The organism is Gramella sp. AN32, from assembly GCF_023718305.1.
Taxonomy (GTDB): domain Bacteria; phylum Bacteroidota; class Bacteroidia; order Flavobacteriales; family Flavobacteriaceae; genus Christiangramia; species Christiangramia antarctica.
Map to the genome: position 1 here is coordinate 132546 of NZ_QEYO01000002.1, position 22100 is coordinate 154645.

Genomic DNA, 22100 nt, shown 5'->3' on the forward strand with positions numbered 1-22100 from the left:
AAATTATATTTGTATTCTTAAATTCGGCGGGAATTTTGCCGGATTCTTTCAAAAACTGGAGATGAAGAATATTCGAAATTTTTGCATTATTGCGCATATAGATCACGGGAAAAGTACCCTGGCAGACAGGTTGTTGGATTTCACAGGATCGGTTACCGAACGTGAAAAACAGGAGCAATTACTGGATAGTATGGATCTTGAAAGGGAACGTGGGATTACTATTAAGAGTCACGCCATCCAGATGGATTATGTGCATGAAGGCCAGGAATACGTACTCAACCTTATTGATACTCCCGGTCACGTAGATTTCTCTTACGAGGTTTCCAGATCTATTGCTGCGTGTGAAGGTGCTTTATTGGTGGTGGATGCCGCCCAAAGTATTCAGGCTCAAACTATTTCGAATCTATATTTAGCTTTAGAAAACGATCTGGAGATTATTCCGGTTTTAAATAAAGTAGATCTTCCCAGCGCAAATCCTGAAGAAGTAACCGATGATATTGTAGATCTTTTAGGCTGCAAACCGGAAGATGTGATTCCTGCCAGCGCGAAAACCGGGCTCGGAATCCAGGAAATTTTAGATGCGATCATCGCGAGAATTCCTGCACCTTCAGGGAAAGTTGATGCTCCTTTAAGAGCCTTGATCTTTGATTCAGTTTACAATCCGTTTCGTGGCGTGGAAACCTATTTTAGGGTTATTAATGGTTCCATTAAAAAAGGTGAAAAGATAAAATTCGTTGCCACTAATAAAATCTACGATGCTGATGAAGTTGGCACGCTTCGGCTCAAACAATTTCCAAGACAAGAAATAAAAACTGGTGATGTGGGATATCTTATCACTGGTATTAAAGACGCCCGCGAAGTAAAAGTGGGTGATACCATTACCGATGCCGTAAATCCAACTACCGAAGCGGTTGCAGGTTTTGAGGACGTAAAACCCATGGTTTTTGCAGGGATCTATCCTGTGGATACTGAAGATTATGAAGAACTGAGGTCTTCCATGGAAAAACTTCAGCTAAATGATGCTTCCCTGGTCTTTACCCCGGAAAGTTCCGCAGCTTTAGGTTTTGGTTTCCGTTGCGGATTTTTAGGAATGCTCCACCTGGAAATTATTCAGGAAAGATTAGAGCGTGAATTCGATATGACCGTGATCACTACAGTTCCCAACGTTTCCTATCATGCATTTACCAATAAAAACCCTAATGAGGTGATTTTGGTAAACAATCCAAGTGATCTTCCCGAACCCTCCAGTTTAAACCGGGTTGAAGAGCCCTTTATCAAGGCTACGATCATCACAAAATCTGATTATGTAGGAAATGTCATGTCCCTGTGTATCGAAAAGCGGGGAGAAATTACGAATCAGACTTATTTAACCACAGAAAGGGTTGAGCTTAGTTTCGACATGCCTTTAGCTGAAATTGTTTTCGATTTCTATGATCGTCTAAAAACTGTTTCCAAAGGTTACGCATCGTTTGATTATTCACCAATTGGATTGCGCGAATCTAAACTGGTTAAGGTAGACGTGCTGCTGAATGCGAATACAGTTGATGCGCTTTCAGCATTGTTACATGTAGATAATGCTTATGATATTGGCAAAAAAATGTGTGAAAAGCTGAAGGAATTAATTCCAAGACAGCAATTTGATATTCCTATCCAGGCCGCAATTGGCGCTAAAATTATTGCCCGGGAAACTGTAAAAGCCCTGCGTAAAGATGTAACCGCAAAATGCTATGGTGGTGATATTTCCCGTAAGAGAAAGCTTTTAGAAAAACAGAAAAAAGGTAAAAAACGGATGCGTCAGGTTGGTAATGTGGAAATCCCGCAGGAAGCTTTTATGGCGGTACTTAAGTTGAATGATTAGTCGGTAGTCGGTAAAATGTATTAACCAGTTATTTGGTTCGCAAAGTATTTTCTCTTAAATAAAAATTACTTAGTAGATAGATATTTCATCAGGGAAGTAATCATTCTGGATATTTCAGCGAGATCTTTTCGGTAATTTTCGAAATCTATAGTTTCAAGAAATAATTGCCGTCTAGCAATTTCTAAGCATACAACACATTCCTTAGTTGAATTGAGGGCTATTTGTAGATATCTTCTAAATTCACGATCTGTACTTCCTGCTCCTTCGGCGATATTTAAAGCGATAGAAATTGAAGCTCTCTTAAATTGGGAGGATAACCCATAAATTTCCTCCTTTGGAAACTTCTGGGTTTCGAGATAGACTTTATCGACAAAAAGTAAAGCTTTTTGATAAACCTTGAGCTCTTCAAAATTAAATTTTTCCATTCTTCTTTTGATTTACCCTTGAGTAAAGAACAGGATTAGCATATAATCTCGAAACAACTCTAAATTTAATTTCTATCGACTACAGTCTAAGGACTAACGTCTCTAAAAAATTAACTACGAACTAATAACTAACTGATCTACTCCTCATCTTTTACCATCCTTTCTTCAATTTCCTGTTTTTTCTCAGTATCCCCTACTTCAATTTCTTTGCCCAGATAGACTAGTTTAAAACCTTCTTCAATTTCCATCGACATACTATCGGACGGAATAATGCTTAGATCCCCTTTCGTATTTTTAACAAATAGCGGAATGATCTCATTATTGGATTTAGTGATTTCAATAAGACCTTCATAATGTTCCTTTCCATTCAAATCGATTTCGTGAATTTTAGGATGTAATCTTGCCAAATTGGTAAGCTTAATATAATCATCGGTTTGGCTGAAAAGTCCTTCCTTGGGATTATTTTCCGGATCCTGCATTTCATCTGTAGAAACAAGGCGGAAAGAGCCATTTTCACCAAAATGTTTCTGAAATCTGTCTATTGCAGTCTTATTAACATCGCTGTTTCCGGTCATTGCCATTAAATACCCAATATCATTCAGCTCAATATTATTCACAAGGTCATCGGAATATACATTTTCTTCAAAAGCATCAATTCCCAGTTCACGTGCTTTCCTAACGTTCATGACATTACTGTCTACAAGTACTACATGACGTTTATTTTTCTTCAAATATGCTCCAATTAACCTTGGCAATCCTGAAGCCCCAACGATTAAAATACCGGAAGAATGCTTTAAGAAAACTCCCACTAATTTAGCAAACAGCCTCGCGGTGGTGGCATTTAAGAGTACCGTTCCCAGTACAATCATAAAGACCAGCGGTGTGATATATTCAGCGCCTTCTACTCCCTGGCTGGCTAATTTAATACCGAATAATGAAGCGATACCCGCCGCTACAATTCCTCGCGGTCCCACCCAACTTATAAACAGTTTTTCATTGAACTTTAAACTGGAACTCATACTACTCAGGAATACTCCTGCTGGACGAATTACAAAAACTATAACCGCAAAAAGCACAACCGCATTAAGATTGTAGATAAGGTAAAGATCCTCCATATTGATATTTGCGGCAAGCAAAATGAACAGTATCGAGATTAAAAGAACGCTTAAAGATTCCTTGAAATAAAGCAATTCTTTAATATTGGGAAGGTTTATATTTCCCATAACCATTCCCATGATTACCACGGCAAGAAGTCCGCTTTCATGGGCGAATTGATCTGATAATACAAAGACTCCCAAAACTGTGGCCAGGGTGAAAACATTCAAAAGATAATGCGGGATCACATTTTTCTTGATACAAAAGGCGAGACCATGAGCAAAAGTGAATCCGAAGGTAAAACCAAATAAAACGATTTTTCCAAATTCTATAAATGCTGTTCGGGTATATTCCCTTCCTTCACCCGCAGCAATAAATTCAAAAACCAATACGGCAACCAGTGCCCCAATAGGATCAATAAGGATTCCTTCCCATTTCAGGATCGCAGAAACATCTTTCTTCAATGGGATATTCCGAAGGATTGGGGTGATTACCGTGGGCCCGGTAACAATGATTAAAGCAGCGAATAAAAAAGAGATCTGCCAGCTTAAACCAAAAAGTAAGTATGCAGCTATACCTCCACCAATAAAAGTTACGATCACTGCAATGGTGATCAATTTTACAATTACGGGGCCAACGTTCAGGATTTCCCCTTTTTTTAAGGTTAAACCTCCCTCAAAAAGTATGACACCAATAGCCAGGGAAACGAAATAAAATAAACTTTCGCCAGGAAATAATCCGGTTTCAGAATCTGCATTCCAAATGGGTTCGATCAATTTTCCGCCGTCTTCCGTATATAATGTTGCGATTGGACCCACTGCGAGCCCAACTAATATAAGTGGAAGGATAGCCGGAATCTTAAATTTCCATGCAAACCACTGCGATATAATTCCTAAAATGATAATTCCTGCTAATTCTACCATGCATATATAATTCAGAAGCTAAAATATCAAAAATTGTTTAACTCCTCATGCTTTATCTTTTAAGGCTATCCCTAATAATAATATCCTGTTAAATGAAATGCCAATTTTATATTATCGATATTAGATTTTCTATTTTGCAAAGAATATCTCAAAACAAGACTATATGACAATTTATCCTATTGAAGCCGGTAACTTCAAATTGGATGGTGGCGCCATGTTTGGAGTAGTTCCGAAAACATTATGGACACAAACCAATCCGGCAGATCCTAATAATATGATCGATATAGCCGCACGATGCATGCTTATTGAAGATGGAGATAGACTTATTCTTATTGATACAGGGATGGGGGATAAGCAAAGCGATAAGTTTTTTGGTTATTATCATCTTTGGGGAGATCATTCTCTAGACAAATCTTTAAAAAGCCACGGTTTTCACCGGGACGATATCACCGATGTTTTTATGACGCATCTACATTTTGACCATTGCGGTGGAAGTATTCAATGGAATAAAGATCGAACAGGATATGAGCCGGCCTTCAAAAATGCACATTTTTGGAGCAATAAAGAACACTGGAATTGGGCTACACAACCAAATGACCGGGAAAAAGCCTCTTTTTTAAAAGAGAATATAATCCCCATGGAGCAAAGCGGAAAACTTATTTTTGTAGAACGAAAAAAAGATGAAAGCTTTAAAAATAGTGAGGATCTTGGCTTTGGAATATTGTTTGTTGATGGTCATACCGATAAACAAATGATTCCGCATATCAACTACAAAGGAAAAAAACTGGTGTTCATGGCAGATCTTTTGCCTACGGCTGGCCATATTCCTTTGCCTTTTGTGATGGGATATGATACCCGACCACTTTTAACCATGCCGGAAAAAAAGAAATTTCTGGAAAAAGCTGCGGAAGAAGGCTATTATTTATGGCTGGAACATGACGCACACAACGAAATTATCACTCTAAAAAATACTGAAAAAGGGGTGAGACATGATAAAACCTATACATTCAACGAAATTTTTAATTAAATATCACAATGAAAATAAATTTTATAAAATCGATTTTTCCAATTATTGCAGCTGGAATCCTTACAGGTTGTGGCAGTACTTCCCCTACAATAGTTTCCACTCCGGTAGAAAATATAGATGAAATCCCTTTAAAGGTTTCTGAACTTACCGATGCAGAATTGGAAAACTGGAGCAGTTACGATTTGGTTTCTGATACCATCCCCGGTATGAGCGTAAATAAAGCTTATGCTGAAATTATTAAAAATAACAAGCCTTCCACAGTGATTGTTGGGGTTGTGGATAGCGGAATAGATATAGAGCATGAAGATCTGCGGAACAATATCTGGCACAATCCCAAGGAAATTGCAGGTAATGGAAAGGATGACGATAAAAACGGATATATAGACGATGTACATGGATGGAATTTTCTTGGAGATGCGGTGAAAGAGAATATGGAATATACCCGGATTGTAAAAAGGCTGAAACCAAAATATGAAGGGAAAACCGAATCTTCGATAAGTGCTGGGGACAGGGAAGAATTCAGGACTTACCAGGCTGCAAAAGCTGAATATGATAAGGAATATGCTGAAACCCAGCAAAATCTGGCACGTTACAAAGAATTGAAAACTCAATTTAGTGCGGCTCATAATGCCATGACCAAAGCTTTGGGCAAAGAAGATTATACGAAAGACGAACTAACAGATTATAAGCCAACTACCCAGCAAATGCAACAATATAAAGCGATGTTGCAACAAATTCAGAATCAGGTAGATGAAAATATTCCTGAGGCTATAAAGCAGCTTCAGGAAGGGATTGAATATTTTCAGAATAGATTGGATACGCATTTCAATTTAAATCTTAACGGGAGAGAGAAGACCGGAGATAATCCTTATGATATTACCGATAAAAACTACGGAAATAATGAGGTAATGGGACCAGATCCTAAAAAAGAGGATATCAAACATGGTACACACGTAGCCGGAATTATTGCAGCCACCAGGAATAATGGAAAAGGAATTAATGGGGTTGCCAATAATGTGAAAATTATGGCGGTGCGTGCCGTACCCGATGGTGATGAGTATGATAAGGACATTGCCTTGGGCATACGATATGCTGTGGATAATGGTGCTAAAGTGATCAACACTAGTTTTGGAAAATACTTTTCCCCAAATCCGGAATGGGTGATAGATGCCATTAAATATGCTGCGGAAAAGGATGTATTAATTGTAAATGCGGCCGGGAACGAAAGTGTGGACCTGGATGTGAAAAGAGTCTATCCAAACGACCAAAATCCTAATCAAACTCAGGAAATTTCAGATAACTTCTTAACGGTTGGATCTTTGAATTATGAATATGGATCGGGATTGGTTTCAGATTTTTCAAATTACGGAAAAAAGAATGTGGATGTTTTTGCTCCGGGGACTAAAATCTGGTCTACAACTCCAAACAATACGTATGAATTCTTGCAGGGAACATCTATGGCGGCTCCTGCGGTAACCGGAATCGCCGCGATTATTAGGGGATATTATCCAAAACTTTCTGCAGCGCAGGTGAAAAAGATCATTATGGATAGCGGGATCACTACCAAAGCTACCGTACTGGTAGGTGAAGGTGGTTCTACAAAGAGATTCCAGGAACTTTCCACCTCGGGAAAAATGGCAAATCTTTATAATGCCTTAATTTTAGCAGATCAAATTTCAAAAAAGTAATCATTTTATGAGAAGAGTAATTTTAAGTTTTTTACTAATATCGGTCGGCCTTGTATCGGCTCAAAATAATACTTCATACTGGCAACAGGAAGTGGACTACAAAATGAATGTAGACATGAATGTTGAAACTTTTAAATATACCGGGGATCAGGAACTGGAATATGTAAATAATTCTCCGGACACCTTAAACAGGGTTTTTTACCATTTATTTTTTAATGCTTTCCAACCGGGAAGTGAGATGAACGCAAGACTGGAAAGCATAGCAGATCCAGATGGAAGAATGGTGACAAATTCCGGTACCAGAGAGAATCCGGATTTTAAAAGCAGGATAACCCCGCTAACAAAAGAACACCAGGGTTATCTTCATGTGAAAAGCCTTACCCAGGATGGAAAAGAAGTAAAAATGGAAGAAGTGGGAACTGTTTTAGAAGTGGAACTGGCTGAAGCATTGTTGCCAGGTGATAAAACCACCTTCAAAATGAGCTTCGAAGGCCAGGTGCCAGACCAGGTTAGAAGATCTGGTAGAAACAGTTCAGAAGGTGTGGCTTTAAGTATGAGCCAGTGGTATCCAAAATTAGCTGAATATGATTTCCAGGGATGGCATGCAGATCCTTATATCGCCCGTGAATTCTACGGGGTTTGGGGAGATTTTGATGTAAAGATTTCAATCGATAAAAATTATATTTTAGGAAGTACCGGTTATCTTCAAAATGCTGATGAAATAGGATTTGGTTATGAAAAGGAAGGAACCAAAGTAAAAAAAGCGAAGGGAGATAAATTAACCTGGCATTTTAAAGCACCGATGGTGCATGATTTTACCTGGGCCGCAGATCCTGAATATATTCATGATAAGTTAACTGCTTCAGATGGAACAGTATTGCATTTCCTATATAAAGACAACAATTCCATTAAAGATAACTGGAAAGCTCTTCAGCCAAAAACTGCAGAATTATTAGAGTTTTATAACGTACATATTGGACCCTATCCATGGGATCAGTATTCTGTGATCCAGGGCGGAGATGGCGGAATGGAATATGCCATGCTTACTTTAATTACCGGGGAAAGATCCTTAGGAAGTTTAATAGGGGTAACTGCTCATGAAATGGCACACGCCTGGTTTCAGCATTTAATGGGAACAAACGAAAGTTATCATGAATGGATGGATGAAGGTTTTACTTCTTACATTTCAGATCTGGCCATGGATGAAGTCATGGGAACAAATAAGGAAAATCCAAATGACGGGAACTATCGTGGGTATAGATATTTGGCAAATTCCGGGAAAGAGCAACCACAAACCACGCATGCAGACAGATATGTGATGAACGGACTTTACGGAGCTTCAGCCTATTCAAAAGGTGCTGTTTTTCTTGCTCAATTGGGTTATGTGATTGGGGAAGAAAATCTTGCTAAAACCCTAAATCGCTATTATGATGAGTGGAAATTTAAACATCCAACACCAAACGATTTTATCAGGATCGCTGAAAAGGTCTCCGGAGCAGAACTGGACTGGTATTTAATGGACTGGACCCAAACCACCAATACGATAGATTATGGAGTAAAAGCTGTTGAAAAAACCGGTGATTCTACTCAGGTTATCCTTGAAAGAATCGGTTTAATGCCCATGCCTATAGATGTTACGGTTGCTTATGCCGATGGAACTTCCGAAGATTTTTATATTCCTCTGGAAATGATGAGATGGAATAAGGAAACTGCAGCAAAAACCTTAAAAGACTGGGCCTGGGGATTTCCTACCTATACGTTTGCCGTGAATAAGGATGTTAGTGCTGTGCAAATTGATAAGTCGGGTAGAATGGCAGATGTCGCCATGGACAATAATAACTGGCAAGCAAATGCTGCGGAAACTTCAGAAGATTCTGAAAATTAAGCAAGCATCAGATTTTTGAAAATATTGACCCTTTCGTTTGAAAGGGTTTTTTATTTATACTTTTGAAGGATGAACCAACGTTTTGGTAAAGAAGAAAAGCTTAAAAGCTCCAAACTCATTGAAAAGCTTTTTTCTGAAGGAAAAAGCTTAAAGGCATATCCCTTGAAATTAGTATATGTTCCAGTTGCTTCTATCGAAAATAGGCAAATTCAGGCGGGATTTTCGGTGCCAAAACGTTTGGTAAAAACAGCAGTAGATCGTAACAGGACCAAAAGGATCTTACGGGAAGTTTATCGAAAAAATAAGTATCTTGTTTCCAATGATTTAAAAAGCTCCTACGCTTTTATGTTTATTTATATCAATAAACAATTGAGCGATTATGAAACGCTGGAAAAATGCATGCTGAAAATAATGCAACTTTTTAATGAAAAGAGAAGAAATAATGAAAAAGAGACTACTTAAAATACTGATTTTTCCTGTTGTAATTATTGGAATTGCCTTTGGAAGCTTAAGCTTTAAATCAGATTTTTTCGAAATCGCCAAGCAGATCGAAATTTTTACCACCTTATTCAAAGAAGTAAATATGAATTATGTGGATGAAACCAACCCTGCCGCACTGATGGATTCCGCTATAAAATCGATGTTAACCGATCTTGATCCATATACCAATTACTGGAATGAACAGGATGTGGAAGCAGCCAGAATTAACAGTGCCGGTGAATACACGGGAATTGGCGCGGTAGTGAAGGCAACTCCCAATCATATGGTTGTAGTGGAAGCTTATAAAGATTATCCTGCAGATAAAGCAGGTTTAAAAGCCGGAGATGAAATCATACAAATAGGTAATATCAAAGTTGCTGATTTTAAAGAAGACGCGGGAGAATTGCTGAATGGCTCTCCTAACAGTGCAATCGAAATTACTTTTAGAAGACAGGGCGAAACAAAAACTACCTCGATACAGCGTGGTGCTGTAGATATAAATGCCGTTCCATATTTTAAACTTTTAGAAGATAAGTCGGCCTATATTGTTTTAAGTAAATTCAATGCCAAAGCCTCTAGTGAAGTTGCCAGGGCATTAAAAGAATTAAAAAATCAGGGAGCTGAAAAAGTAATCCTTGATCTACGTGGGAATCCTGGTGGGCTGTTAAATGAAGCCATCAATGTGAGCAATATATTTGTTCCTAAAGGTGAATTGATCGTTACTACAAAATCTGTCATCGAAAAATACAATAAAGAATATTTCACTGAAAAAGAACCGATAGATACCAGCATTCCATTAGTTGTTTTGGTAAACGGCAGGAGTGCTTCTGCGAGTGAGATCGTTGCCGGAGCTATCCAGGATCTTGATCGCGGAGTTATTGTGGGAGCTAGAAGTTTTGGTAAAGGACTGGTGCAGCGGCCACGGGAACTGGCTTATGGCACCCAATTAAAAATTACCATTTCCAGGTATTATACGCCTAGCGGAAGGTGTATACAGGCGTTGGATTATCGCCAAAGAAACGAGGACGGACAGGCGATACGTACCAAAGTTGAAGATTATAATGAATTCTCCACCAAGAATGGAAGAAAAGTGTACGATGGCGGGGGAGTTTTACCCGATATTAAACTTGAAACTTCAGAATACAGCGATATCACCCAGGCGCTACTCTACCAGGACGCAATTTTCAATTATGCCACGAACTATTATTACTCGCACAGCCTGGAAAATGTAAATGATTTTAAATTTTCCGATGCAGATTTTTCAGATTTTAAAAAATTCCTTGAAAATTCAGATTTTAATTATGTGACTGCTACGGAAAAAGAACTTTCAGAAATGATGCAAACCGCTCAGGATGAAGATTTAAAGAATAAAATTGCTTCTGAAATTTCTAAAATCCAGTCTTTAATAAACGTGCATAAAAAACAGGAACTGGATGATAAAAAGGCTGAAATTACCAGTTTAATAACCGATGAAATTATCAAAAGATATTTCTATAAAGAAGGCCTTTATGAATATTATACCGGCCATAACCCTGAAATTAAAGAGGCTAAAGCTATTCTGGCCAATACATCAAAATATTCTTCTATTCTAAAATAAAAATACTTAACTCTTTACCATAGCGATATGGGGAATACCATCTTCCAGATAGCCTTCACCAACAGGTTCATACCCATGTGACTGGTAGAATTTTATCAAATATTGCTGTGCAGATAATTTAATATTGTTGGTTTTAAAATTTTCCAGAATAGCTTTTTCTGAAGCTTCCATGATTACGTGACCGTATCCAAATTTACGTTCAGATTCTTTTACTACAACTCTTCCAATTGAGGCTTCTTTAAAATAATAGCCCGCGGGAAAACAGCGGGTGTAACCAACAATTTGCCCATTTTTTTTAGCGATTATATGTATGGCTTTTTGATCCTTTCCATCTATATCCTGGTAAACGCAATCCTGTTCTACTACAAAAACTTCAGAACGTAATTGCAGGATTTGGTAAAGTTCAATAATAGAAAGATCATCAAAGCTTTTGATGCTTATACTTAGGTCCCTTTTCAATTTAAGAACAGTATTTTTTAGCGGGAATTTTATCTATACGCTTTTGATGCCTTCCACCTTCAAATTTGGTATTTAAAAAAACATCCATCATTTCAAGGGCAAGTTCTTTGGAAACAAACCTGGAAGGGATACTCAATATATTTGCATCGTTATGTTCCCGGGCCAGTTTTGCGATCTCAACTGTCCAACATAATGCTGATCGTACTCCCTGATGTTTGTTGGCGGTCATATTTGCACCATTACCGCTTCCACAAATAATAATCCCAAGATCGGCCTTTTTGTTTTCTACATCTTTAGCTACTGGATGAACAAAATCTGGATAGTCCACACTATCTTCACTATTGGTTCCATAATTGGTTACTTCATGTCCCGATTTTTCAAGGTTTTTCTGTAAAAGCTCTTTATAATCGGTACCTGCATGATCATTTCCTATTGAGATCTTCATGATATATATTTTTTCAAATTTAGCAAAACCAATACAAAATACATTGAATTTAGGAATGTTAATGAATTATCAATAATTACTGATTTACAGCGGTTTAAAATTGACAATTGATTGTGAATAAGTAAGGATCAAAAAGTAATAAAGAAATTTGCTTGCTAACGCAAATATTCCAATAGCAACCATTTTATGGATAATTCTAATTATAAGTATGAAATTTTCGAGCGACTTATCAGTATTAAAATTCGATTTGTTGACAACAGAAAAAAGATAAGTTTTCATTTTAATCTGTTAAAAACAATTTTATAGGTTTGTTAAGATAATCTTAAAATCTTAAGAGAATCAAGACATTAGATTTCTTATAGTATGTTTATAAGTTGTCGACAAAAGTTTACAAGTCAAAAAACAATCTTTTCTTCAAAGATTTATACTACAAGTTAACAAGCCATCATCACCATCATTTTTAATTTTTTATAAAAGAAGAAATAAATGGAATATTAATAAATGTTCATAACTATACGATACCAAGATTTTTAGAATCATCTTCTGTTTCTTTCAAAATGTTCATAGCTTCTTCAAGATCATCTGGATGTATCATAAGACGAATACCGCCTGTGTTTACCATGAGCGTAACAAGTTGCTCATTCGAGAAATAATGGTTGATTTCAGCGTCCTGCAGCTTATTTTGGAGAATATAATATTCGTGTGGTGAGGTGTAAGAAGCGATGCATACAAAGCTTTTCATAGAATTTTTACTTATACTTAAAGATAAGGCTTAAAACTGAAAAGCTAAAGGAGTTTGATCTGGTGCAAAGACTTCAGAAGGATCTATGATCTCACTGTTCTTATCCAACGATTTATTGATATACACGGCAAAGCCCAAAATCCCAATAAAGAATATAAGGAAAAGAATAATGGTGTATTTCAAAGACCTGGAAACTCGAAACATAAGGCCAAAATTAGATGAAAATCATTCTTTTTAGGTAAATTCAAAATTAATAAATAATTAAGATAAATTATATATGCTTGTTAAAAATAAATTGATTAGATTTTCTGATATTCAGTGAGGTATATAATTTTCGCTTAACAAAACTTTAAACTGAAACCTACCATCTGTTATATTAATGCTGTAATTTTGCCCTATATGAAGAAAAAAAAATCCGGAAGTTCCAGGCCTAAACCCCAGGGTAACCTCTCCAGAAAAATAGTAGATATACTTAGAAATAATTCAGGTAAAGCTTATAACTACAAACAAATTGCCTCTATTCTTGGCGTAAATGATGCGAGTAGCAGAAATCAGATTATTAAAAATCTTGCCCAGCTTGCTGCGAAAAAACAAATTACAGAAGTTGAACGTGGTAGCTTTAAAATAGAATCCAGCAAAGATTATTTTACCGGAGTAATGGACCTTACTACCAAGGGTTATGGATATGTGATGGTACCCGATCTTGCTGATGATATTTTTATTCCCAATAAAGATCTGAATTCAGCTTTCGATGGTGATACCGTTGAAATTTATATATATAATAAGAGAAGAAATAAAAGGTCTGAAGGGGAAGTCACTAAAATATTAAAAAGAAAAAGAACCGAATTTGTTGGTGTGTTACAACAAAAGAAGGATTTTGGATTTGTGGTTATTGATGATAAATCGATGTATACCGATTTTTTTGTTTCAGGAAATAAATTGAATGGGGCAAAGGATGGTGACAAAGTTATTGTGGAATTTGATGAATGGCCTAAAAAGGCCGATTCTCCCTTAGGAAGGATCACCCGCGTTCTTGGAACTCCGGGGGAACATCATACCGAGATTCATTCCATTTTAGCGCAATATGGTTTACCTCATGATTTTCCCGAAGAAGTAGAAGAATTTGCCAATACCATAGACACTTCTATTGGGAAGGATGAAATTAAGAAACGCAGGGACATGCGTGAAACCCTAACGTTTACTATAGATCCAAAAGATGCCAAAGATTTTGATGATGCCTTAAGTTTTAAAAAACTTGAGAATGGAAATTATGAAATTGGGATACATATTGCTGATGTTTCCCATTATCTCCAACCAGGAACCATCCTGGATGATGAAGCTTATGAAAGGGCAACTTCTGTTTATCTGGTAGATAGGGTAGTGCCTATGTTGCCGGAAATTCTTTCCAATAATGCCTGTTCTTTAAGGCCCAACGAAGAAAAATTTACTTTTTCAGCGGTTTTTGAAATTAATGATAAAGCCGAAGTAAAAAATCAGTGGTTTGGAAGAACAGTAACATATTCCGATGAACGATTTGCTTATGAAGAAGCACAACATATCATAGAAACTAGTTCAGGAACAATTCCCGAAGAAATTTCCATTAGAAATCATCCATACACCGTAAAAGGAGCTGTAATTGATGCAATTTTAACGCTGAATACCCTCGCGAAAAAAATGCGATCTCGAAGAATGCGTGATGGCGCTATTTCTTTTGATAAAGTTGAAGTAAAATTCAATTTAAATGAAGAAAATGAGCCGGTCGGGGTTTTCTTTAAATCAGCAAAAGATTCCAATAAGCTTATTGAAGAATTTATGTTGCTGGCGAATCGAAGGGTTGCCGAATATATTGGTAAAATGGATCCTAAAAAGACATTTATTTATCGTTGCCATGATGAACCAGATGATGAGAAACTGGCTGCCTTGCAAAATATTGTGGGCAGGTTTGGACATAAACTTAATCTTAAGGATAGAAAATCTACCACTGCTTCAATGAATAAATTACTGGAGAATGTTCAGGGTAAAAAAGAGCAGAACATGGTGGATACCCTTGCTATACGAACCATGAGCAAGGCCTATTATGGCACTGAAAATATTGGACATTACGGATTGGCTTTTGATTATTATTCACATTTTACCTCACCAATTCGAAGATATCCAGATGTGATGGTGCACAGGTTATTGCAGCGCTATCTGGATAATGAACCTTCTGCAAATGAGGCGGAATATGAAGATAAATGCCATCATAGCAGCGAAATGGAAAATCTGGCGACCAATGCAGAGCGGGATTCCATTAAATATATGCAGGTAAAATTCATGCAGGATCATGTAGATGAAGAATTTCTTGGGGTGATCTCTGGAGTTACAGATTGGGGAATATTTGTAGAGATTATCGAGAATAAATGTGAAGGAATGATCCGTTTACGGGATATGAACGATGATCATTATGAATATAATGCTGAAGAATTTTCAGTGACCGGAAGAAAAACCGGAAGGACGGTTACCTTAGGGGATGAGGTCTACGTGAAAGTAAAAAATGCTGATCTGGTAAAACGTCAATTAGATTTTACGCTCGTTGGAAGTAGGAGCGAAGTAGAAAAGTAATTGATGGCTACTATGAAATTCCCAGGAAAGTATTTAGATTTTTATCATATAGGTAAAAGTTTACATTTGTAATAATTACAATTGTATGCTACAGGATATATTATCGGGCTTACCCTTAGGTTTCTTTTTAGCTTTTCTACTGGGTCCGGTTTTTTTCGTTTTGTTGGAAACTGCCGCTATAAAAGGATTTAGGGCAGCTATTTCCTTCGATTTTGGCGTGATCGTCGCCGATATTGTTTTTATAACCATCGCTTATTTTAGTACTACAAAACTTTTAGATCGTTTAAGGGACGACCCCGCGCTTTTTATTTTTGGCGGGATGATTCTCGCCACTTATGGCGTGATGAGCTTTCTCCAGGCAAAAAAATCATTCCAAACCAATGAAGAAACTCCTGAAATTAGAAAATTAGGAAAGAGCGATTACTTCAGTTTATTTGCCAAAGGCTTTCTGCTTAATTTTATCAATATTGGGGTAATGGGCTTCTGGCTTGGGGTTATCATCGTATTTTCTCCAAAGATGAATATGGATAAGGAAAGGATCCTTATCTTTTTATCTACAGTGATTGTTACCTATTTAATCATTGATATTTTTAAAATTCTTCTGGCTAAAAAATTGAATAGAAAACTCACTCCCGGGAGGATCTTCACCATGAAGAAAATCATTAGTCTGGTATTGATACTTTTTGGAGGAATTCTTATTTTTCAGGGCTTCTTTCCAGATAAAATTGAAGAAATTAAAGATCAGATAGAGGAGATCACTCCTGAAGAACCCATCATTGGCTTTTATAATTCTACAGAAGAAAATAAATAAAAAAGCCTCCTGAATAGAGGAAGCTTTTCTTGAGGCATCGAGCGGATTCGAACCGCTGTACAAGGTTTTGCAGACCTCTGCCTAGCCACTCGGCCACGATGCCATTAACGGTTGGCAAATGTAATAAAAATTTTAAGTTTTAGAATTAAATTCTATTTTGATTTCTTTCGTCTTACGGTAACCATAGCAACATTCCCACCAATTGGCGGATTTATCTTCGAAACATCTACCACAACTTTCTGAACCATAATCAATTCCTTCATGACCCGGTTGATAATACGTTCGGCTACATTTTCCAATAGTTTGGACCGTTTGGCCATTTCCTCTTTTACTATTTTGTTTAAATGCACATAATCAACAGTGTCTGCAAGTTGATCGGTTTTAGCTGAATGTGAAAGATCTGCATAAACTTTTAGATCGACCCTGTAATCGCTTCCAATTTTACTTTCTTCAGTTAAACAACCGTGATAACCAAAAAGGCGAATATTTTTAAGTTTTATTACTCCCAAAATAATTTTTTAGCAAAGATACATTTAGAATTTTATTTGAATAAACAGAGTGATCAATCAAAATAATTTCTGATTCCGGGGGAGATTTAAAATGGTTTAGCCCTTATTTTTGGTAAATTTGCATTTTATTTTTAGAAACTATGGAGGAAGGAAAAAAGCCATTGAATTTCATTGAACAAATAATTGAAGAGGATCTTCAGGCCAATTACACCAAAGATCAGTTAAAATTTAGATTTCCCCCTGAACCAAATGGGTATTTACACATTGGCCATGCTTCATCCATTTGTTTGAATTTTGGATTGGGCGAACGCTATCATGCACCTGTGAATTTGAGGTTTGATGATACAAATCCTATGAAAGAGGAGCAGGAATATGTAGATGCTATAAAAAATGACATACACTGGCTTGGTTTTAAATGGGCGGAGGAATGTTATGCTTCAGATTATTTTCAAACCCTTTATGACTGGGCCGTAGCATTGATTAAAAATGGTGATGCTTATGTAGATAGCCAAACTTCTGAAGAGATAGCACAACAAAAGGGAACGCCCACCCAGGCAGGAACTGAAAGCCCATACCGTAATAGATCTGTTGCAGAAAACCTGGATCTTTTTGAGAAAATGAAGAATGGGGAAACTGCCGAAAAAGGACATGTTCTAAGGGCAAAAATAGATATGGCCGCGGGAAATATGTTGATGAGGGATCCCATAATGTATCGAGGTTTACATAGAAATCACCATAGAACCGGGGATAGCTGGAAAATTTATCCTATGTATGATTGGGCACATGGTGAAAGTGATTTTATAGAAAGTGTATCGCATAGTTTTTGTACCCTTGAGTTTTTACCCCATCGGGAATTATATAACTGGTTTATTAGTAAAGTGAGCAAGCCGGGAAAATTGGAACCTAAACAACGAGAATTCGCACGCAGAAATTTAAGCCATACCATTGTAAGTAAAAGAAAGCTCCTTCAGTTAGTAGAAAAAGGTGTTGTAGAATCCTGGGACGATCCCAGAATGCCTACCATTTCGGGATTGCGAAGAAGGGGCTATACTCCGGAATCGATTAGAAAATTTGCTGATTCCATTGGTGTTGGGAAGCGGGAAAACTTAATTGATGTGGCACATTTAGAATTTTGCGTACGTGAAGATTTAAACAGGGTGGCCCCAAGGGTAATGGGGGTTTTAGATCCTGTAAAACTGGTGATTACCAATTATCCTGAAGATAAGGAAGAATGGCTCGAAGCTGAAAATAATCCGGAAGATGAATCGGCGGGAAGTCGTGAAGTTCCTTTTTCAAGAGAACTTTATATCGAAAAGGAAGATTTTAAAGAAGAGGCAAACCGAAAATTTTTCAGGTTAACCCTGGGGAAAGAAGTAAGGCTTAAAAATGCCTATATCATCAAGGGTGAAAGTGTGGTAAAAAATGATCAGGGTGAAATTATTGAGATTCATTGCACTTACGACCCCAAAAGTAAAAGTGGTAGCGGTTCTGAAGAATCTATGCGTAAGGTAAAAGGAACCTTGCACTGGGTATCGGTTAAACACGCTCTTAAAGTTGAAATTAGGCTATATGACCGACTTTTTACCGAAGAAGTTCCCGATGGTGATAAAGAAAAGGATTATCTGGAATTTGTGAACCCAGATTCATTACAGGTTATTACCGGTTATTTAGAACCGAGTTTAAAAAATGCTTCTGTAATGGATAAATTTCAGTTTCAGAGAATTGGTTATTTCTGTGTGGATAAGGATAGTTCAAAAGAAAAACTCATTTTCAATAAAACTGTAGGTTTAAGGGATTCCTGGGCAAAAATCCAATCAGCTTAAGACCATTTAAGAATAAATTAGGATAGGATTTTAACATATTAACCGGTTATTAACAGGTAAAAGAAAGCTTTAGGACTATCTTTGAAAACTACTAATTAAAAAATCAATACTTATGGCAAGTGCAGGAAATACACTTTTAGCATTAATAACCGGTGCAGCGATTGGAGCTGGATTGGGAATTCTTTACGCTCCGGAATCTGGGGAAGAAACTAGAAAAAAATTAAAGTCTGATGCGCAAACAGCTCAGGATAGATTAAACCAGCGATATAAAGAAACAACCTCTAATTTGAGTGATAAGGCTAAAAGAGCGAGAGCAGATTTTGAAACCAGACTTGAAGAAACTTTATCTTCCGCAAGTCATAAAGCTGATGATATTTTAGCTTCAATGGAATCAAAACTTGACGAGTTAAGAAAGCAAAATTCAAAACTTCAAAAAGATAAGCCGGTTACCAATACGGGTAATTCGAATTCTAAGGGTAATACTCCAGACAAAGCAGTAGTTTAATCTATGGCATTTGAAAAATTATCTGATGGTGTTCATGATGTAAACGATAATATCCAAGCTTACATCCATAGTAATACTGAATATTATAAACTAAAAGCCTTTAAACAGGGAATGAAAGGTGCTACGGCATTAGTTCGTTTCCTGATTATGGGTTTGTTATTGACCACCGCAGGTTTATTAATTTCTTTTGCTTTGGCTATTGTGATCAGTGAACAAATTGGAATTCCAAGTTCCGGGTATTTTATTGTTGGAGCCATCTATCTCCTCATATTTATTTTGATATATTTCTTTGCCAAAGAACCTATTGAAAAACTGGTTTTAAAGAAATTTTCAAAAATTATGTTTAACGAAGAAGATAAGAAATGAGAATATATTCATCTTTTCAGGAAATAGATCGTGACCTTAAGATTTTGCAACTTCAAACTGAAATTGATAAGGAAGAACTTAAGTTAAGCTTTGATCAAACTAAAGATGAATTAACTCCAGGCTCCATAATAGGAAGTTCTTTCATGGCTTTATTTGAGAAATTCTTTCTACTGAAAGCGGTATCTAAAATTTTTGGAATTAGAAAATTTATGTAATTAAATTGCTATTGAAAAAGAAAAAAAAAGCCTTCAGGATTATCTGAAGGCTTTTTTTTTATTCCTTATCTGAAGATTTGCGTGATTTTTTATCGGGTAGTTTCTTATTATGCTCTTTCATAGCTTCCCCAATTTGATTGGATGCCGTAAAAGAAGCAACCATATTATTCAGCATATCACTTCCCGCCTGTGGAGAATTGGGTAACAAAATAAGATTGGTATTGGTTTGTTCCCCAATAGACTGTAAAGTGTCATAATGCTGGGTTACCACAATTAATGCCGAAGCTTCCTGGGAATTGATCCCCACATTATTCAGAACATCGACACTTTCTTCGAGACCCCGGGCAATTTCCCTACGTTGATCGGCAATACCCTGTCCCTGTAACCTTTTGCTCTCAGCTTCCGCTCGTGCTTTGGCCACAATTTTAATACGATCTGCTTCCGCATCATATTCCGCCGCAACTTTATCCCTTTCCGCCGCGTTTATACGGTTCATGGCAGATTTTACCTGAACATCCGGATCAATATCGGTTACCAGGGTTTTAATAATATCATATCCATAATCTTCCATAGCCTGGTTCAATTCGCGATTTACGGCAATGGCAATGTCGTCTTTACGTTCAAAAACATCGTCTAACTTCATTTTCGGCACTTCTGCGCGCACTACGTCAAAAACGTAGGACATTATTTGATCACTTGGGTTTTCAAGCCTGTAAAATGCATCATATACATTATTGCGGATCACCTGAAACTGGACAGAAATCTTAAGTTTTACAAATACATTATCCTTGGTTTTGGTTTCAACCATGACATCTAATTGCTGGACTTTTAAATTGATCCTACCTGCAACTTTATCTATCAAAGGAATTTTGAGTTGCAAGCCTGAATTCCTAATACTGGTAAATTTTCCAAATCTTTCCACAATAGCGGCCGTTTGTTGCCTCACTACGAAGATTCCTGAAAAGATGAGAAGTAGCAGAATAACTACTAAAGCGGGTATGAGCACTAAATTCAACATAATATTTAAATTTTCAATACAAGTTAAGTATTAATCCAGAAGGATTGAAAAATAAAAATCCCGAATTAATATAAAATCAATTCGGGATGATGCTAAGAAAATATAGCTTTAAAGTGTGTTTATCGCTTTTTGTATTCTATGAACCGTTTCGTTTTTCCCAATAAATGCGGCAATCGCGTAGAGATCTGGCCCCTGTAAAGCGCCAACTAAAGCGATACGAAGTGGCATCATGACTTTTCCAAATCCTATTTCTTTAGATTTGATCCAGTTTTTTACAGTTGTTTCCAGGTTACTTTGAGAGAAATCTTCTGTGTTTTGCAGGACGGTTTTTAATTCCTGCATTAATTCAGAAGTATCTTCTTTCCAGGCTTTTTTTACATCTTTTGGTTCATATGAAGTAGGGGAGATAAAAAATAGAGAACCTTCTTTCCAGAAATCTGCAACAAAAACCACTCTTTCTTTAAGAAGATCTACGATTTCCAAAACTTTACTTTTATCAGCCTCAATACCTTTATCAGATAAAAATTCTGAAAAATCTTCGGTTAGCTTTTGGTTATCTTTCTCCTGAATATAATGTTGTTGAAACCATTTGGTCTTTTCCGGGTCAAATTTTGCCCCACTTTTATGAACTTTTTCCAGTTCAAAAACTTCCATAAGCTCTTCTATACTGAAAATTTCCTGTTCTGTTCCCGGGTTCCAGCCTAAGAAGGCTAACATATTTACCACAGCTTCAGGATAATAGCCAGATTCTCTATATCCCGCTGAAATTTCGTTGTTTTTTGGATCTTTCCATTCCAAAGGAAATACCGGGAACCCCATTTTTTCCCCATCCCGTTTACTTAATTTTCCTTTGCCCTGAGGTTTCAGGATTAATGGTAAATGTGCGAATTCCGGGGCCTTCCAGTTAAAGGATCTATACAGTAAATAATGTAACGCCAGGGAGGGAAGCCATTCTTCCCCTCGTATCACATGGGTAATTTCCATTAAATGGTCATCTACAATATTTGCTAAATGATAAGTTGGCATCCCGTCACTCTTGAATAATACTTTATCATCAAGAATTTTAGTGTCGATCTCCATTTCGCCTCGAATGAGATCATTCAATTTTAAAATTTCGTCTTCCGGAGATTTGAATCGGATAACATAAGGCTCTTCAGCATTTAATTTTTCCTGTACCTGTTCTTCAGTCAGCGATAGGCTATTCTGAAGTTTTAGCCTGTTATGCCAGTTATAAATAAATGTTTTCCCTTTCTTTTCATGATCTTTTCTATGCTCGTCAAGCGCATCAGCCGTATCAAAAGCATAATAAGCATTACCGGAGTTTACAAGTTGTTGGGCATAATCCTTATATAAATCTTTACGCTCACTTTGGCGATAGGGGCCAAAACCCTTCTCTTTGCCGGGACCTTCATCAAAAGGGATTCCGCACCAGTTCAGGGATTGAATAATATATTCTTCAGCTCCTTCAACATATCGATTTTGGTCTGTATCCTCGATTCTTAACACAAAGTCGCCACCATGTTTTTTTGCAAATAAATAATTATATAGTGCCGTACGAACCCCGCCAATATGTAGAGGTCCGGTTGGGCTGGGAGCAAATCTCACTCTGACTTTAGAAGACATATTTC

General features: G+C 37.0%; 21 protein-coding genes and 1 tRNA gene. 12 read left to right on the forward strand and 10 right to left on the reverse strand.

Annotation, left to right across the window (positions count from 1 at the left end; translation table 11 throughout):
• Positions 1-61 precede the first annotated feature (61 nt).
• Positions 62-1858 carry a translation elongation factor 4 gene (gene lepA / locus DHD80_RS03090; RefSeq protein ID WP_251739503.1) on the forward strand — a complete coding sequence of 599 codons (1797 nt, stop codon included), beginning with the start codon at positions 62-64 and terminating at the stop codon, positions 1856-1858.
• A 65-nt stretch (positions 1859-1923) separates the two neighbouring features.
• Here lepA and DHD80_RS03095 read toward each other — a convergent pair whose 3' ends face one another.
• Together DHD80_RS03095 and DHD80_RS03100 are read right to left on the reverse strand one after the other, a co-directional pair.
• Positions 1924-2283, reverse strand: a complete 360-nt coding sequence (locus DHD80_RS03095; RefSeq protein ID WP_251739504.1) for a four helix bundle protein — start codon at positions 2281-2283, stop codon at positions 1924-1926.
• Positions 2284-2420: 137 nt separating this feature from the next.
• Complete coding sequence (locus DHD80_RS03100) at positions 2421-4301, reverse strand: sodium:proton antiporter (RefSeq protein ID WP_251739505.1); 1881 nt, start codon at positions 4299-4301, stop codon at positions 2421-2423.
• Positions 4302-4464: 163 nt separating this feature from the next.
• Between DHD80_RS03100 and DHD80_RS03105 the strand changes: the two genes are divergently transcribed.
• From DHD80_RS03105 to DHD80_RS03125, 5 genes are all read left to right on the forward strand, one after another.
• Positions 4465-5328, forward strand: coding sequence for an MBL fold metallo-hydrolase (locus DHD80_RS03105; RefSeq protein WP_251739506.1), 864 nt, complete (start codon positions 4465-4467; stop codon positions 5326-5328).
• An 8-nt stretch (positions 5329-5336) separates the two neighbouring features.
• The gene (locus DHD80_RS03110) at positions 5337-7016 is read left to right on the forward strand and encodes a S8 family serine peptidase (RefSeq protein ID WP_251739507.1); all 1680 of its coding nucleotides are present in this window, start codon (positions 5337-5339) and stop codon (positions 7014-7016) included.
• A 7-nt stretch (positions 7017-7023) separates the two neighbouring features.
• Positions 7024-8901 carry a M1 family metallopeptidase gene (locus DHD80_RS03115; RefSeq protein ID WP_251739508.1) on the forward strand — a complete coding sequence of 626 codons (1878 nt, stop codon included), beginning with the start codon at positions 7024-7026 and terminating at the stop codon, positions 8899-8901.
• 69 nt (positions 8902-8970) lie between these two features.
• Positions 8971-9363 (forward strand): ribonuclease P protein component, encoded by a 393-nt coding sequence (rnpA, locus tag DHD80_RS03120; RefSeq protein WP_251739509.1) that lies wholly within the window; start codon positions 8971-8973, stop codon positions 9361-9363.
• A complete protein-coding gene (locus DHD80_RS03125) occupies positions 9344-10978 on the forward strand; it encodes a S41 family peptidase (protein ID WP_251739510.1) in 1635 nt (544 codons plus the stop codon). The genes rnpA and DHD80_RS03125 overlap by 20 nt, the downstream gene beginning before the upstream one ends.
• Positions 10979-10984: 6 nt before the next feature.
• Here DHD80_RS03125 and DHD80_RS03130 read toward each other — a convergent pair whose 3' ends face one another.
• From DHD80_RS03130 to DHD80_RS03145, 4 genes are all read right to left on the reverse strand, one after another.
• On the reverse strand, positions 10985-11437 hold the full coding sequence (locus DHD80_RS03130) for a GNAT family N-acetyltransferase (protein ID WP_251739511.1): 453 nt from the start codon (positions 11435-11437) through the stop codon (positions 10985-10987).
• A gap of 1 nt (position 11438) precedes the next feature.
• Positions 11439-11882: a ribose 5-phosphate isomerase B gene (rpiB, locus tag DHD80_RS03135; protein WP_251739514.1), complete on the reverse strand. Its 444-nt coding sequence runs from the start codon at positions 11880-11882 to the stop codon at positions 11439-11441.
• A 511-nt stretch (positions 11883-12393) separates the two neighbouring features.
• Entirely contained in the window at positions 12394-12624 is a 231-nt protein-coding gene (locus tag DHD80_RS03140; protein WP_251739515.1) for a DUF2007 domain-containing protein, read from the reverse strand.
• A 30-nt stretch (positions 12625-12654) separates the two neighbouring features.
• A complete protein-coding gene (locus tag DHD80_RS03145) occupies positions 12655-12828 on the reverse strand; it encodes a hypothetical protein (RefSeq protein ID WP_251739516.1) in 174 nt (57 codons plus the stop codon).
• 195 nt (positions 12829-13023) lie between these two features.
• Between DHD80_RS03145 and rnr the strand changes: the two genes are divergently transcribed.
• Complete coding sequence (rnr, locus tag DHD80_RS03150; protein WP_251739518.1) at positions 13024-15225, forward strand: ribonuclease R; 2202 nt, start codon at positions 13024-13026, stop codon at positions 15223-15225.
• Between the two features lie 85 nt (positions 15226-15310).
• Positions 15311-16036 (forward strand): LysE family translocator, encoded by a 726-nt coding sequence (locus tag DHD80_RS03155; RefSeq protein WP_251739519.1) that lies wholly within the window; start codon positions 15311-15313, stop codon positions 16034-16036.
• 32 nt (positions 16037-16068) lie between these two features.
• Here the strand turns inward: DHD80_RS03155 and DHD80_RS03160 are convergent.
• Together DHD80_RS03160 and folB are read right to left on the reverse strand one after the other, a co-directional pair.
• A tRNA-Cys gene (locus DHD80_RS03160) sits at positions 16069-16139 on the reverse strand.
• Between the two features lie 49 nt (positions 16140-16188).
• Positions 16189-16545 (reverse strand): dihydroneopterin aldolase, encoded by a 357-nt coding sequence (gene folB / locus DHD80_RS03165; RefSeq protein WP_251739520.1) that lies wholly within the window; start codon positions 16543-16545, stop codon positions 16189-16191.
• 140 nt (positions 16546-16685) lie between these two features.
• Here folB and DHD80_RS03170 point away from each other — a divergent pair, with 140 nt between their 5' ends.
• The 4 genes from DHD80_RS03170 (at position 16686) to DHD80_RS03185 (ending at position 19454) form a co-directional block, all read left to right on the forward strand.
• Positions 16686-18368 carry a glutamine--tRNA ligase/YqeY domain fusion protein gene (locus tag DHD80_RS03170; RefSeq protein WP_251739521.1) on the forward strand — a complete coding sequence of 561 codons (1683 nt, stop codon included), beginning with the start codon at positions 16686-16688 and terminating at the stop codon, positions 18366-18368.
• Between the two features lie 112 nt (positions 18369-18480).
• Positions 18481-18873 carry a YtxH domain-containing protein gene (locus DHD80_RS03175; RefSeq protein WP_251739523.1) on the forward strand — a complete coding sequence of 131 codons (393 nt, stop codon included), beginning with the start codon at positions 18481-18483 and terminating at the stop codon, positions 18871-18873.
• Positions 18874-18876: 3 nt separating this feature from the next.
• A complete protein-coding gene (locus DHD80_RS03180) occupies positions 18877-19239 on the forward strand; it encodes a hypothetical protein (RefSeq protein ID WP_251739526.1) in 363 nt (120 codons plus the stop codon).
• The gene (locus tag DHD80_RS03185) at positions 19236-19454 is read left to right on the forward strand and encodes a DUF6327 family protein (protein WP_251739528.1); all 219 of its coding nucleotides are present in this window, start codon (positions 19236-19238) and stop codon (positions 19452-19454) included. The genes DHD80_RS03180 and DHD80_RS03185 overlap by 4 nt, the downstream gene beginning before the upstream one ends.
• Before the next feature lie 58 nt (positions 19455-19512).
• Here DHD80_RS03185 and DHD80_RS03190 read toward each other — a convergent pair whose 3' ends face one another.
• Positions 19513-20472, reverse strand: a complete 960-nt coding sequence (locus tag DHD80_RS03190) for an SPFH domain-containing protein (RefSeq protein ID WP_251739529.1) — start codon at positions 20470-20472, stop codon at positions 19513-19515.
• A 108-nt stretch (positions 20473-20580) separates the two neighbouring features.
• Positions 20581-22095 carry a glutamate--tRNA ligase gene (gene gltX / locus DHD80_RS03195; protein WP_251739530.1) on the reverse strand — a complete coding sequence of 505 codons (1515 nt, stop codon included), beginning with the start codon at positions 22093-22095 and terminating at the stop codon, positions 20581-20583.
• Positions 22096-22100 lie beyond the last annotated feature (5 nt).